Annotated in this window: 12 protein-coding genes; 4 read left to right on the top strand and 8 right to left on the bottom strand. The window is 59.0% G+C overall.

The features are described from left to right. Window positions 1–15: 15 nt before the first annotated feature. Window positions 16–657: a TetR/AcrR family transcriptional regulator gene (locus ACQ4OB_RS00925; protein ID WP_102615592.1), complete on the bottom strand. Its 642-nt coding sequence runs from the start codon at window positions 655–657 to the stop codon at window positions 16–18. Window positions 658–751: 94 nt separating this feature from the next. Between ACQ4OB_RS00925 and ACQ4OB_RS00920 the strand changes: the two genes are divergently transcribed. The 3 genes from ACQ4OB_RS00920 to ACQ4OB_RS00910 all read left to right on the top strand — a co-directional run bounded on the left by ACQ4OB_RS00920 (window position 752) and on the right by ACQ4OB_RS00910 (window position 6,464). Next, window positions 752–1,852, top strand: a complete 1,101-nt coding sequence (locus ACQ4OB_RS00920) for an efflux RND transporter periplasmic adaptor subunit (protein WP_430954971.1) — start codon at window positions 752–754, stop codon at window positions 1,850–1,852. Window positions 1,853–1,858: 6 nt separating this feature from the next. Further along, window positions 1,859–4,930, top strand: a complete 3,072-nt coding sequence (locus tag ACQ4OB_RS00915; RefSeq protein WP_430954970.1) for an efflux RND transporter permease subunit — start codon at window positions 1,859–1,861, stop codon at window positions 4,928–4,930. A 181-nt stretch (window positions 4,931–5,111) separates the two neighbouring features. Beyond that, window positions 5,112–6,464 (top strand): Fic family protein, encoded by a 1,353-nt coding sequence (locus ACQ4OB_RS00910; protein ID WP_430955026.1) that lies wholly within the window; start codon window positions 5,112–5,114, stop codon window positions 6,462–6,464. Between the two features lie 43 nt (window positions 6,465–6,507). Here ACQ4OB_RS00910 and ACQ4OB_RS00905 read toward each other — a convergent pair whose 3' ends face one another. From ACQ4OB_RS00905 to plsB, 4 genes are all read right to left on the bottom strand, one after another. Next, a complete protein-coding gene (locus tag ACQ4OB_RS00905; protein WP_430954969.1) occupies window positions 6,508–7,197 on the bottom strand; it encodes a DUF4197 domain-containing protein in 690 nt (229 codons plus the stop codon). Between the two features lie 27 nt (window positions 7,198–7,224). Further along, window positions 7,225–7,623 carry a YbaY family lipoprotein gene (locus ACQ4OB_RS00900; RefSeq protein WP_074879748.1) on the bottom strand — a complete coding sequence of 133 codons (399 nt, stop codon included), beginning with the start codon at window positions 7,621–7,623 and terminating at the stop codon, window positions 7,225–7,227. 105 nt (window positions 7,624–7,728) lie between these two features. Further along, entirely contained in the window at window positions 7,729–8,331 is a 603-nt protein-coding gene (locus ACQ4OB_RS00895) for a hypothetical protein (RefSeq protein ID WP_430954968.1), read from the bottom strand. A 114-nt stretch (window positions 8,332–8,445) separates the two neighbouring features. Further along, window positions 8,446–10,929 (bottom strand): glycerol-3-phosphate 1-O-acyltransferase PlsB, encoded by a 2,484-nt coding sequence (gene plsB / locus ACQ4OB_RS00890; RefSeq protein ID WP_074879742.1) that lies wholly within the window; start codon window positions 10,927–10,929, stop codon window positions 8,446–8,448. 163 nt (window positions 10,930–11,092) lie between these two features. Here plsB and ACQ4OB_RS00885 point away from each other — a divergent pair, with 163 nt between their 5' ends. Then, complete coding sequence (locus tag ACQ4OB_RS00885) at window positions 11,093–11,302, top strand: cold-shock protein (RefSeq protein ID WP_008146705.1); 210 nt, start codon at window positions 11,093–11,095, stop codon at window positions 11,300–11,302. A 135-nt stretch (window positions 11,303–11,437) separates the two neighbouring features. Here the strand turns inward: ACQ4OB_RS00885 and ACQ4OB_RS00880 are convergent, their stop codons facing one another. The 3 genes from ACQ4OB_RS00880 to dapE form a co-directional block, all read right to left on the bottom strand. Further along, window positions 11,438–11,815: a hypothetical protein gene (locus tag ACQ4OB_RS00880; RefSeq protein WP_008146702.1), complete on the bottom strand. Its 378-nt coding sequence runs from the start codon at window positions 11,813–11,815 to the stop codon at window positions 11,438–11,440. Between the two features lie 83 nt (window positions 11,816–11,898). After that, the gene (locus ACQ4OB_RS00875) at window positions 11,899–12,708 is read right to left on the bottom strand and encodes a putative RNA methyltransferase (RefSeq protein ID WP_056739139.1); all 810 of its coding nucleotides are present in this window, start codon (window positions 12,706–12,708) and stop codon (window positions 11,899–11,901) included. Further along, entirely contained in the window at window positions 12,708–13,859 is a 1,152-nt protein-coding gene (gene dapE, locus ACQ4OB_RS00870; RefSeq protein WP_430954967.1) for a succinyl-diaminopimelate desuccinylase, read from the bottom strand. Before dapE ends, ACQ4OB_RS00875 begins: the two co-directional genes overlap by 1 nt. Window positions 13,860–13,961 lie beyond the last annotated feature (102 nt).

Genomic DNA, 13,961 nt, shown 5'->3' with positions numbered 1-13,961 from the left:
AGAGCGTGGGAACGATCATTGCTCAGGCCGATACGCCCGCATAAACAATTCCACCACTTCCTGCACATGGCTCTCGGCCGCATCCCCGATCAACGGTTCGCCACAACCATAAAGCAGCCTGAAATTCCCTGCCCCCTTGAGCAGGCAGAAGAAATGCTCGGCCGCATTGCGCGGTTTGTCGATGCTCAGCGCGCCGCTGTGATCAACCTTGCTCAGCAACCGCTCCATGCCTTGCAGCATGCGCTCAGGTCCGGCCTCGAAGAAGATCAGCGATAGTTTCGGGTCCTGGCTGCCCAGCGTCATCATCAGCCGATGCAGGTTGACCGATTCGTCGCTGTTGATCAGCTGATGAAAGCCGCGCGCGATGTTCAACAGCACCGTTTCTACGGCAACGCCGTCCGGCAATTCGAAAAACAGCGTCGGCAATTGCTCTTCGCACTTGGCCATCACGGCGGCGGAGAACAGCGTCTCCTTGTCGTTGAAATGGCTGTAGACCGTCAGCTTCGACACACCGGCCTCGGCCGCGACGGCGTCCATGCTGGTATTCGCATAACCCTTGCTCAGAAACAGAATTTTCGCCGCATCGAGGATTGCCTGGCGCTTGGCCAGATCCTTGGGACGGCCCGGACCGTTGGGTGCTGGGAGATTGTTCGACATTCTTCGCTTTTAATACTGGACTGGTGAGTTTGCTATTAATAACATACCGCCCAGTATAATTATTCCAAGCACCATTAGCGAAAGGTCCTTCACCATGTTCCGCTATGCCTTGCCCCTCGCGTTGCCAGTCAGCCTGGCGTTTTTATTGTCTGCGTGTGGTCACGAAGAGGCGCCTCAAGTCACCGTTCGTCCGGCCATGGTCGTGCAGCCAGAGCCGTCATCCCAGGCGATGGAGAGTTTTCCGGGTGAAGTCCGGGCAAGGTATGAGCCGGAGCTGGCGTTTCGCATTGGCGGTAAGGTCAGTCGACGACTGGTCGAAGAGGGGCAGCGGGTCAAGGCCGACCAGCCTCTGGCGGAGCTCGATCCTCAGGACGTGCGCCTGCAACTGGAAGCCACTCGCGCCCAGGTCGCCGCTGCCGAGGCCAACCTGAGCCTGGTGCGCGCCGAACGTGACCGCTACAAGACCCTGATGGAACGTCAGATGGTCAGCCGTTCGCAGTACGACAATGCCGAAAACCTTTACCGATCCGGTGAAGCACGCCTCAAGCAAATCAAAGCCGAATTCAACGTCTCGACCAACCAGGCCAGTTACGCGGTGCTGCGTGCGCCGCAGGATGGTGTGGTGGCGAAACGCTCGGTTGAAGTCGGGCAAGTCGTGGCGGCGGGGCAAACCGTATTTACCCTCGCCACCGATGGCGAGCGCGAAGTGTTGATCAGCTTGCCGGAGCAAAGCTTTGGCCGCTTCAAGGTCGGTCAGCCAGTATCGGTGGAACTCTGGACCCAACCCGACCAACGTTTTGCCGGGCGCATCCGTGAGCTGTCGCCCGCTGCCGACCCAAAATCGCGCACCTTTGCCGCCCGCATCGCCTTCACCGCCGGCAAGGTGCCTGCCGAACTCGGCCAGAGTGCCCGGGTGTTCGTTCAAACCTCCGATGTGGTGCCGCTGTCGGTGCCGCTTTCCGCGCTGACTGCGGAAAACGGCGCGACCTACGTCTGGGTCGTCAATTCCAACAACACCCTGAAGAAAACCCCGGTACGGGTCGGTGCCTTCGGCGAGAAAACCGTTCCGGTACTCGAAGGACTGAGCGCCAGCGACTGGGTGGTGGCCGCTGGCGTCCATGTGCTGCTGGAAGGGCAGCAGGTGCGTCCGGTGGATCGCTCCAACCGCGTGGTCAATCTGGCGGACAAGGAGTAATCCCCGATGGGTTTCAATCTTTCCGAATGGGCGCTGCGCAATCGCCAGATCGTACTGTTCCTGATGCTCTTGCTGGCCATTGTCGGCGCACTGTCCTACACCAAGCTCGGCCAAAGTGAAGACCCGCCGTTCACCTTCAAGGCCATGGTGATTCGGACCATCTGGCCAGGGGCCACGGCGCAGGAAGTGTCGCGCCAGGTCACCGAGCGTATTGAAAAGAAACTGATGGAAACCGGCGAGTACGAACGCATCGTTTCGTTCTCCCGTCCGGGCGAATCCCAAGTGACGTTCGTTGCCCGTGATTCCATGCATTCGGTGGAAATCCCGGACCTCTGGTACCAGGTTCGCAAGAAGATCAACGACATTCGTCACACCCTGCCACCGGGCATCCAGGGGCCATTCTTCAATGATGAGTTCGGCACGACGTTTGGCAATATCTACGCCCTGACCGGCGATGGTTTTGATTACGCGGTGCTCAAGGACTACGCCGACCGTGTGCAGATTCAGCTGCAACGGGTCAAGGATGTGGGCAAGGTCGATCTGCTCGGGTTGCAGGACGAGAAAGTCTGGATCGAGCTCTCCAACGTCAAGCTCGCCACCCTCGGCCTGCCTTTGTCGGCGGTGCAGCAGGCCCTTGAAGAGCAGAATGCGGTGTCCACCGCCGGGTTCTTCGAGACCTCCAGCGAGCGATTGCAACTACGCGTCTCGGGGAATTTTCAGACGGTCGAAGAGATCAAGAGCTTCCCGATCCGCGTCGGTGATCGTACGTTCCGCATCGCCGATGTGGCGGATGTGCGGCGGGGTTTCAACGATCCCCCAGCGCCGAGCATGCGCTTCATGGCGGAAAACGCCATTGGCCTGGCCGTTGCCATGAAGGACGGTGGCGACATTCTGGTGCTGGGCAAGGCACTGGAAATCGAGTTCGACCGAATCCAGAAAAACCTTCCTGCCGGTATGCAGCTGCGCAAGGTCTCCGACCAGCCCGCCGCCGTGAAAAGCAGTGTCGGCGAATTTGTTCAGGTGCTGGTGGAAGCGCTGGCAATCGTCCTGCTGGTGAGTTTCTTCTCCCTCGGCGTGCGCACCGGCATGGTGGTTGCGCTGGCGATTCCTTTGGTATTGGCGATGACGTTCGCCTGCATGTATTACCTGGGAATCGGCCTGCACAAAATTTCCCTGGGGGCGTTGGTACTGGCGCTGGGTTTGTTGGTGGACGACGCGATCATCGCCGTGGAAATGATGGCGATCAAAATGGAGCAGGGCTTCGACCGCATCAAGGCAGCCAGCTACGCCTGGACCAGCACCGCATTCCCGATGCTCACCGGTACGCTGATCACTGCTGCCGGCTTCCTGCCGATTGCCACTGCGCAATCGGGCACGGGTGAATACACCCGCTCGATCTTCCAGGTGGTGACCATCGCGTTGCTGGCCTCGTGGGTGGCCGCGGTTGTGTTTGTGCCTTATCTGGGGGAAAAACTCCTGCCGGATCTGGCGAAGATTCATGCCGCCAAACATGGCACCGGCAATGGCCAGCCCGACCCTTATGGCACCCCGTTCTATCAGCGCGTCAGGCGCCTGGTGGAGTGGTGCGTACGGCGGCGCAAGACGGTCATTGTCCTGACGGCGGTGTTGTTTATCGGTTCTGTCATCCTGTTTCGCTTCGTGCCGCAACAGTTCTTCCCGGCGTCGGGTCGTCTGGAATTGATGGTCGATCTGAAGCTGGCGGAAGGCGCTTCGTTGAGCAACACCCGCGATGAGGTCAAACGACTCGAAGCCCTGCTCAAGGATCACGCCGGTATCGACAACTATGTCGCGTACGTCGGCACCGGTTCGCCACGTTTTTACCTGCCCCTGGATCAACAACTTCCTGCCGCGAGCTTTGCGCAGTTTGTTGTCCTGGCCAAAACCATCGAAGAGCGCGAAGTCCTGCGCACCTGGCTGATCGAAGCCCTCAAGGAACAATTCCCGGCCCTGCGCGCGCGGGTGACACGTCTGGAGAACGGGCCTCCGGTCGGCTATCCGGTGCAGTTCCGGGTCACCGGTGAGCACATCGAGGAAGTTCGCGCGCTGGCCCGTAAAGTCGCGGCCAAGGTTCGCGAGAACCCGCACGTGGTCAACGTCCATCTGGATTGGGAAGAGCCAAGCAAAGTCGTTTATCTGAACGTCGATCAGGACCGGGCCCGGGCGCTGGGCGTGAGCACTGCGAACCTGTCGAGGTTCCTGCAAAGCTCGCTGACCGGTTCCAGCGTCAGCCAGTACCGTGAAGACAACGAGTTGATCGAGATTCTGTTGCGCGGCACGTTGCACGAACGCTCCGAACTGTCGCTGCTGCCAAGCCTGGCGGTGCCGACCGACAATGGTCGCAGTGTTGCACTGTCGCAAGTCGCGACCCTGGAATACGGCTTCGAAGAAGGCATCATCTGGCACCGCAACCGCTTGCCGAACGTGACGGTCCGCGCTGACATCTACGGCAAGGAACAACCGGCGACGCTGGTGAAGCAGATCATGCCGACCCTCGATCCGATTCGCGCCGAACTGCCGGACGGGTATTTGCTGGATGTCGGCGGTACGGTGGAAGACTCGGCTCGCGGGCAGAATTCGGTGAAGGCCGGTGTGCCGCTTTTCATCGTGGTGGTGCTGACGTTACTGATGCTGCAACTGCGCAGTTTCTCACGCACGGTGATGGTGTTTCTGACGGCGCCGTTGGGGTTGATCGGTGTGACCATGTTCCTGATGGTGTTCCGTCAGCCGTTCGGTTTCGTTGCCATGCTCGGCACCATCGCGCTGTCCGGGATGATCATGCGTAACTCGGTGATTCTGGTTGACCAGATCGAGCAGGATATCGCTTCCGGGCTCAAGCCCTGGCAGGCGATTATTGAAGCCACGGTGCGGCGTTTCCGGCCGATTGTGTTGACTGCGCTCGCGGCGGTGCTGGCAATGATTCCGCTGTCGCGCAGTGTGTTCTTCGGTCCGATGGCGGTGGCGATCATGGGCGGGTTGATTGTCGCGACGGCGCTGACGTTGCTGTTTCTGCCAGCGCTGTATGCGGCGTGGTTCCGAATCAAAAAGGACCCAGCCTAAACCTCTGTAGGAGCAAAGCTTGCTCGCGATGCAGGCGCCTCGGTTCAAATGGCCGACCGAGGTGCAGCCATCGCGAGCAAGCTTTGCTCCTACAGTTGTTTCAGAATCTTCCGATATTGAGTCAAAGGGATCGGAATGCTGTACTCAAAACTCAGCTTTACGAGTGTTTGAGACAACAATAATGAAAAAGCCGCCCATTTTTAGGGGAAGGACCGACCCGGTATTCGACCTGTTGGGGAAGTCGCCCCACAAGGAACGCCTCTCGGATTACCTCGGCTTGCTCAAGCCGATGGACGACCAGGGGCGTTATCTGCCGTTCGATGAATTGCGCTACCGCTGGGCGCCGGGGCTGGATTCGAATCTGTGCTGGGCGTTGGTGAAGAAAGCACGGACTGCGCAGTACTCAAGTCTTTTGCCTTTGGGCGAGCCGCTTCAATGGGGCAACTTCGTGCTCACTCCGCTCGCGCAGAAAGCTATTTCCGCTGTCGATCGAAAAGCCACGACGGCCGCGCTGGAGTACATGACCAGTCAGATTGGTGAGCATGCGCACTTCAGCTATCTGCTCAACGATTTGATTGAAGACGAAGCCATTAGCAGCAGTCAGCTGGAAGGCGCAGCGACCACCACGCGGGTGGCCAAGGACATGCTCAAGCGCAATCGCCCGCCGCGCACACCGGATGAGCGAATGGTGATCGGCAACTACAAGATGATGAATTTCGCCTGGGAAAAGCGTTATGACGCACTGAGTGCCGAACTGATTTCAGCCATGCACCGGGTGGGTGTCGAGGGCATTGATGACACGCAATATTCACCGGGGGAGTTCAGGGGCAACGATGATGTGGTGGTGCAGGACGGTGAGGGAAACACCGTGCATACACCGCCGCCCGCCGCAGGGCTGGCGTCACGATTGCGGGTGCTGTCGACGTGGATCAATCAGCCCCACAACGATCCCGATCAAGAGGATTACCTTCATCCACTGATCAAAGGCATCGCACTGCATTTTGCTCTGGGTTATGAGCATCCTTTTCGTGATGGCAACGGCCGGGTGGCGCGGGCGCTGTTTTATTGGTTCATGTTCAAGAATGACTTCTCTGCCTTTCGCTACATTGCGATCAGCATTTTGCTGCGCAGTGCGCCGGTGAAATACGGACGGTCGTATCTGAATACTGAGGCTGATGACCTCGATCTGACTTATTTCATCGACTTCCAGTGTTCGGTCATCCTGCGGGCTGTCAGCGGTTTTACCGATGCTTATCGGAAAAGTCTGGCGTATGCCGAAAGCTTTGATCGTTGGTTGTTGGAATCCGGTTTGTTAGACCGATTGACCGAGAAGCAACGAGCCGTATTCCAGGTGGCCAAGAGTGGAATGGCCAAGGAGTTTACGGCGGTCAATGTGAAGGAGAACCTGGGCTGTTCCTACAACACCGCGTCGGCCACATTGAATGGCCTGGTCGAACTGGAGGTGTTTGAGAAAAGGAAGATGGGACGCGAGTGGGTGTTCTTTCTGCGGGTTCAAAACACAACCCCGTTCTGATCATTCCCACGCAGAGCGTGTGAATGATCAGCGGGAGAGAGTACTAGAGGGTGCCAAACACCTTCTTCGCCAAACTGGTCGCTGCCGCCGCAGGATTCTGGCGAATGGTTTCTTCCTGTTTACCAATCATTTCGAACAAACCGTTCAACGCCTGCTCGGTCACGTAGCTTTCGATGTTGGCGTTCTTCGCATCCACCACACCCAGCGTCGCGGCTTGCCCGGCGAACGAGTTGTACTGCTTGGCCAGGCCCACCTGATCGGTGGCTTGCTTGACGATGGGCAGAAACTTGACGCGGATCTGTTCGCGACTGGATTTGCTCAGGTACTGCGTGGCCGAGTCCTTGCCGCCGCTGAGAATGCCCTTGGCGTCCTCCACGCTCATCTTCTTCACCGCGTCCACCAGGATCGGCTGGGCTTGCGTCACCGCGGTTTCAGCCGCTTTGTTCATGCTGGTTTCCAGCTGATCGACCTGGGCGCCCATGCCGAACTGTTTCATCTTGCTGGCGACTTTGCCCAGTTTGCCCGGCAATTCGATTTTCACGTCCGGGTTGTTGCTGAAGCCGCCCGGCGTGCCGAGTTGTTTCACGGCCAGTTGCGCACCTTGGGTCAGGGCATCCTTGAGGCCGCCGGTGGCGTCTTGTTGGGACAGGTCGTTGAGCGACAGTGCCAGGGCGCTGGCGGAGATCATCAAGCCTGCGCACAGGCCGGCGAAGCGAAGGGTAGGACGGAACATGGCAGCTTCCTTGTTCAAAATAGAAAGTTAGCGGGCGGCGTCGACGCGGATTTTCAGTGGCTGCGGATCGCTGCCATCCAGCTGAACGGCGTGATGTTCGGTGGTGATGAACATCAGTTCGCCATTCACTTCGATCCGTGCGCTGACCGAATAACGATGGCCCGGTTTGACCTGCGTTGGATCGTAACTCAGATGAAACGGCAGCGGCACCTGGCCTTTGACCGGGCCTTTGTGTTCGTCGAGGACCACGGCGGGCGCGTCGGCCAGGGAAACGTCCTGCAAGCTGACGCTTAAGGTCGCACTCGGCGGCAGGGCGATGCGTTGCAGGTAGAACACTTCGCCATTGAGGCTGGTTTTCGCAGCAGGTTGTATTGATTGGCAGGCAGCGAGTAGAGCCGTAAGCCCTAGAAGCGAGCGTTTTTTCATGAGTTGAATCCCTGTCGTTGGCGCCCGAAGTAGACGAGCGCCAACAGCAATTTAACGGAATTTTCCGGTGATTTCTCCCCATGAATCTTTCGATAAGCGCTTTTTTCAGGTTCTACCAAAAGGTTTCAATACAACGGATCCTGGATAGACCGTAATTGAATTGTGGTACTCATTTTCAGTGGCTGCCAGCGTATAGCGCTTGCCGGGTACGACAGTGTCCGGATCGTATTCCAGATAAAACGCCTCCGCCATTTTTTCGCTGATATGTATTTGCGTCAGTTGTGCAGCCGTATCGTCGTGTTCGTGGGCGACAACAGTCACTGCGTGTTCAGGTTGTACTGCCCGAGGTTCCTGTGCCTGGAGATAGAGGCGGCCGATGGGGCTAAGGTGAAGGGTTTGTCGGTGCGGCGCACGGTGGACGATCACGAAGTAGTCCAGGTCAATCAGCAGTGGAACGCCGTTGTGGGTCATGCTGACGGTGACAAGGTATTTAACGCTGACATCGGAATAGTTGTGTGCGAAGTAAAAGTTCCAGCGCCCACTGCGCAGTACAGGTTCACGGGATTGCGCCACTTTGATGGGGGTGGAAGAGTTTGCGGTATGAACGCTTATATAAGTTTCGCCTTCGCCCCCGCTGGGCGGCAGATAGTCTTCAGGCAAACTAAAGGTGAGGGTTACATGTGGGGTGGTGTTTTCTAATGGGTTCATCGCGATATCCGTATCGGGATTAGTTGTAGAGGGTCTTTATTAATTCATAACTGGGTGATTATAAAAACATCCTTGTTCTTATAATCATTGTCAGAAAGTTACAGCTAATCTCAACTAAACTTGATCCGCCGCATCTTCACTGCGATGCAACGCAACTTGACGAATCGACAAGCGAATCTCCGCGGGCAGCACTCGCTTGGCCGCACCTTCGGCCAGTTCGCCGAGCAGTTCGTGATAGCTCAGCTTGCCGGCTTCGTCGCGCTTGAGCACGTCGAGGTCGAGCAGAGTCTGGATGAAGTGGCGGAACAGGCTCTTGTCGAAAAACTCCGGGGCGTTGAGGCCATGGAGGATCGACAGGCGCTGGGCCATGACCGTGCACAAGTCTTCCAGCTCTTCGGCGCTGATGCTGTTCTGACCGCTGTTGAGCAGCAGCGAGACCGTCATGTAGAAGCGTTGCAGGGTCTGGGCGATGCTTTTCGACAGCAGGGTCAGCAGCACGAAATGCCGCGAGCTCGGCGCCGGCCGCAGGTAGACGTCGTTCTCGAAGCGAAGCAGACCTTGCTCGACGAAGGCTTCGAGCCATTGATCGATCACCGCATCCAGTTCGTCCAGCGACCAGCGAATGAACAGCTCCGATTGCAGGTACGGATACAGCGCGCGGGTGTAGCGCAGGATCTGTTCGCGGCTCATGCGCGAGGCACTCTGGAAGAAGCTCGCCAGCAGCGCCGGCAAGGCGAAGATGTGCAAAACATTGTTGCGGTAGTAGGTCATCAGGACGGCGTTTTGTTCGTCCAGATACAAAATCTTGCCCAGGGCATCGCTCTGCTCGGACAGCAAATCCATGTCCTTCACATGCTCGATCAACGCGCGACCGTTACCTTCGGGCAACGTGGTGTGCGGCGAATACGGGACCTTGCGCAGCAGTGCCAGGTACAGATCGAGGACGCGCGCCATGGCGCGATCATCCAGCGCGAGACGGCTGGTGGACAGCAGCGCCAGGGCCACCAGGTTGACCGGGTTGATCGCTGCCGCCTCGTTCAGGTGTTGCGCGACTTTCTCGCCGAGGCGGTTGGTGGTTTCGTTGAGCCAGGCCGGTTTGAATTGCGGACCGAGTTCCTGCTGACGCCAGTCCGGCTGCTCGCTGTCGAGGAATTCCGCCAGTTTGATCGGCTCGCCAAAGTTCACCGCCACTTGGCCGAAGCGCTGCTTGAGCGCGCCGATGACTTTAAAGATGTCGAAAATCGATTCTTTCTTCTTCGTCGCCCCGCGCAGTTCGCCAAGGTAGGTCCGGCCTTCCAGCACACGCTCGTAGCCGATGTAGACCGGGATGAAAACGATCGGCATCCGTGACGAACGCAGGAAGCTGCGCAGGGTGATCGCCAGCATCCCGGTTTTTGGTTGCAGCATGCGCCCGGTGCGCGAACGGCCGCCCTCGACGAAGTACTCCACCGGGAAGCCTTTGGTAAACAGGGTGTGCAAGTACTCGTTGAACACCGAGGTGTAGAGCGGATTGCCCTTGAAGGTGCGGCGCATGAAGAACGCACCGCCACGGCGCAGCAGGCTGCCGATCACTGGCATGTTGAGGTTGATCCCGGCGGCAATGTGCGGCGGGGTCAGGCCGTTGCGGAACAGCAGATAGGACAGCAGCAGGTAGTCGATGTGGCTGCGATGGCACGGCACATAGATCACTTCGTGACCCTGGGCGACCTTCTGCACGCCTTCGATGTGGTTGACCTTGATCCCGTCGTAGATCTTGTTCCAGAACCAGCTCAGCACCACTTCCAGAAAGCGGATCGCGGTGTAGGTGTAGTCGGAGGCGATCTCGTTGCCATAGCGCAGGGCCTGGGCCTTGGCTTTCTCCGGGGAGATGTTTTCACGCTCGGCTTCGTCGAGGATCGCTTGCTTGACCAAGGGCTGATTGAGCAGGCCTTTGACCAGGTTGCGGCGGTGGGAAATGTCCGGGCCGATCACCGCGGCTTTCAGGTTGCGGAAGTGCACCCGCAGAATTCGCTGGGCCATGCGCACGGTGCGCTCGTGGCCTTTGTTGTGATCGATCAGCTCGCGCAAATGGATCGGCGCGGAGAACTGAACGCGGGTCTTGCGCCCCAGCACAATGATGCTCAGCAACCGACGCAAACGCCCGGTGACCGCCCAGCTATCGGCGAAGAGCAGCTTCCACGGGCTCGATTCGCTGTCCGGCGACTGGCCCCAGAACACGCTGACCGGAATGATCTGCGCATCTTCGGCGGCGTTCTGGCTGAGGGCGCTGACCAGGCGGGTGAGGGTCGGCGGCGCGCCGCGTTTGTCCTGGCGGCCGATCCAGTCTGGCTCCGGCGTCAGGTAAAAGAACGCGGCGGGTTCTTCCAGCGTACCTACTGAAACCGGCAACACCGGGCGCGGCAGGCCGGCCTTGCTGCATTCGGTGTCGACCACGGCGAGGTCGGTCAGTGAAGGATTTTGCAGGACGTAGAACACCGGGCGGCTGCGGTCGAGGTTGAGGGTGAACGACGACTGATTGATCGTCTCCGAGCGAACCCAGAGGTAGAGCAGTCGGCGCAGGGTGCCAAACACAAGACGGCGGAACGGGGAACGGGTCATACGGCTTCTGCATGAGTGGAAAAAACCGAGCAAATGCTCGGGCGGCCGATAGTGTGCCGTATTCGCCGAAAATCGGCAAAAAAGCGGCTAAGTAAAGTGAGTTGAGAGTTTTGGCGGCTGTCATATACTCGGCCGTTCAAAATAAAAACAAGGGGGTACTGACATGGCTACGCGCGAAACCGGCAATGTGAAGTGGTTCAACGACGCCAAAGGTTATGGCTTCATTCAGCGCGAGGATGGGGTGGACGTGTTCGTGCATTACCGCGCGATCCGCGGCGAGGGGCATCGTTCGCTGGCTGAAGGCCAGCAGGTTGAATACGGCGTGGTGACTGGCGAGAAAGGCTTGCAGGCTGAGGACGTTGTAGGCTTGTAAATCCGATCTTCAGATCACCAAAAACTACTGTGGGAGCGAGCCTGCTCGCGATAGCTGACTGACATTCAACATCAATGTTGACTGAAAGGGCCTCATCGCGAGCAGGCTCGCTCCCACAGGTTTTGTGTACAGCTTTTAGACTGTTTTCCAGGTGATTTCTTCTTCACCGTCCGCGCTGATGCGCATCCAGCGATCCGCTGTCTCTTCACCTTCTTCCTCGACCCAGCTACCCGGTGCGCAACGCACTTCGACGTTCAGCGCGGCAAACGCGGCGCGGGCGCAGGCGATGTCGTCTTCCCACGGGGTCTGGTCGCTGTCCAGGAACAGGCTGTTCCATTTGCCCACGGCTTTCGGCAACCAGGTGACCGACACGTTGCCGGCCTTGCACTTGTAGGTCTGGCCTTTCTGGACCCAGTCGGTGCATGGGCCCAAAGCAGTGCCGAGCCAGGCCGCGACGGCCTTGTAGTCGACGTCGGCGTCTTTCAGGTAAATCTCGATATCGGGTTGGCGCATGGATGTCCTCACTGCGGGTCTGAAAAATCCATTCGCGGATTTAGCCGGCCTAGGGCAAATGCCGAAGACCAAAAAATTAAAAATTATTGAAGTACGAAGTAATCGTAGCGCATCGAAACAGTGACCTCGAACGGCTCGACCTGTTCGATGACCGCCGCCCGGCGTTCAGCACTGGCGCGCCAGCCGTGGGGCGTCATGGCCAACAGGTTTGCACGGTCCTGACCCTTTTCCAGCGTCAGTTTGAACTCCAGGGTTTCACTGTGTTGCAGCGTCATGCCTTCAGGCACCAAAGCCAGATGCTTGTCGTCGGTGTATTCACGCACTTCGTCGTACAGACGCTCGCGCAATTCCATCAGATGGCCGCTGGTCGGCCCGACTTTCATCAAACCGCCGCCGGGGCTGAGCAGGCGCTTGGCTTCCTCCCAGTCCAGCGGGCTGAACACGCTGGCGAGAAACTGGCAGCTGCCGGAGGCCAACGGTACCCGCGCCATGCTGGCGATCAACCACGTCAGTTGCGGGTTGCGTTTGCAGGCGCGTTTGACCGCTTCCCGGGAGATGTCCAGCGCGTAACCGTCGGCATTCGGCAAAGCCTCGGCGATTTGCGCGGTGTAGTAACCCTCGCCACAACCGATGTCCAGCCAGCGCTGCGGTGCGTATTGCGCTGCCAGTTCAGCCAGACGCTTGGCCACCGGCGCGTAATGGCCGGCATTCAAAAAATCGCGGCGGGCCTCGACCATCGCCAGGTTATCCCCAGGGTCGCGGCTGTTCTTGTGCTGCACCGGCAACAGGTTCAGGTAACCCTGGCGCGCACGGTCGAAACGATGCCCGGCGGGGCAGGCCACGCCGTTGTCCACCGCGTTCAGCGGTTCGCTGCAGATCGGGCAGGCGAGCATCAGGCGAGCAACTTGATCAGGGTCTGGTAGTAGATTTCGGTCAGCACATCGAGGTCGGCAGCCAGCACGCGCTCGTTGACCTGATGGATCGTCGCGTTGACCGGGCCCAGTTCAACCACCTGCGTACCCATGGTCGCGATGAAGCGCCCGTCGGAGGTGCCGCCACTGGTGGAAGCTTTGGTTTCGCGCCCGGTGATGTCCTTGATGCTCGACGCGACGGCATCCAGCAATGCCCCCGGTTCGGTGAGGAACGGCAGGCCGGACAGCGCCCAGTCGATGTGCCAGTCCAGGCCATGCTTGTCGAGGATATCGGCGACGCGTTTTTGCAGGCCTTCAACGGTGGATTCGGTGGAGAAACGGAAGTTGAACACCGCCACCAGGTCGCCCGGGATCACGTTGGTCGCGCCAGTGCCGGAATTCACGTTGGAGATCTGGAAGCTGGTCGGCGGGAAGAAATCGTTGCCGTGGTCCCAGTGCTCGGCGGCCAGTTCGGCCAGCGCCGGGGCGGCGAGGTGGATCGGGTTCTTCGCCAGGTGCGGATAGGCCACGTGACCCTGCACGCCGCGCACGGTCAATTTGGCGCCAAGGGAGCCGCGACGGCCGTTCTTGACCACATCGCCCACCAGGGTGGTGCTCGACGGTTCGCCGACGATGCACCAGTCCAGACGCTCCTTGCGGGCGGCGAGGCGCTCGATCACCGCTTTGGTGCCGTGGTGCGCCGGGCCTTCTTCGTCGCTGGTGATCAGGAAAGCGACCTTGCCCTTGTGATCCGGGTAGTCGGTGACGAAGCGCTCGGCCGCCACGGTCATGGAAGCGAGGCTGCCTTTCATGTCCGCCGCGCCGCGACCGCAGAGCATGCCGTGTTCGTCGATCACCGCGTTGAACGGATCGATCTGCCAGGCGGTCACCGGGCCGGTCGGCACTACGTCGGTGTGACCGGCGAAGCACAGTACCGGACCGTCGTGTTTACCGTGGGTCGCCCAGAAGTTATCCACATCTTCGATGCGCATGGGTTCCAGCATAAAACCGGCATCGCCCAGGCGCTGCATCATCTGCTTCTGGCAATCGGCGTCGACCGGCGTCACGGACGGACGGCGGATCAGGTCGATGGCGAGTTGAAGGGTCGGCGAAAGGTCGGCGTGGGCCGTCATGGGAAACTCCGAAAAACTTGAATATGGGCGCGGACTAACTAAATGTGGGAGCCAGCCTGCTGGCGATGGCGGTGTGGCAGTCAACATAAACTGTGATTGTTA

The sequence above is a fragment of the Pseudomonas sp. ES4 genome (genome assembly GCF_050586665.1).
In the GTDB taxonomy this organism is placed as follows: domain Bacteria; phylum Pseudomonadota; class Gammaproteobacteria; order Pseudomonadales; family Pseudomonadaceae; genus Aquipseudomonas; species Aquipseudomonas frederiksbergensis.
Note: the sequence above shows the minus strand (reverse complement) of the source record. Positions and strands in the feature narration are given on the sequence as shown.